The sequence below is a fragment of the Kineococcus sp. AC630 genome (assembly GCF_979255925.1).
This window is the reverse complement of record NZ_CEEDMJ010000176.1, coordinates 1-231: the sequence shown is the minus strand read 5'-3', so window position 1 is coordinate 231 and position 231 is coordinate 1. Positions and strand designations below refer to the sequence as shown.

The 231-nt window shown below is 75.8% G+C and carries 1 pseudogene; it reads left to right on the top strand.

From position 1 onward, the window contains the following. Positions 1-231 (top strand): annotated as a pseudogene (locus AC0I8G_RS26320) (hypothetical protein); the annotation flags it as partial.

The following is a 231-nucleotide window of genomic DNA, read 5'->3' as shown; positions in this document are numbered from 1 at the left end:
CTCGCCCGCCCGGCCGGCCACCCTCCGCTCCGCCGGGATCGACCCGCAGGCCATCGTGTCGGGGGTCGACGAACCCGCGGTGGTCGCGCACTACGGCGTCACCGCCGCCGAGGACGTCTGCCTGGTCCTGGCCAAGGCGAAGGCCGAGGACGTCGCCGGGCACGACGACGCCGCCGATGGTCGCGCCGGAGCCACCCGCGTCGGAGTCCCGGGTGTCGATCAGCCAGTGAC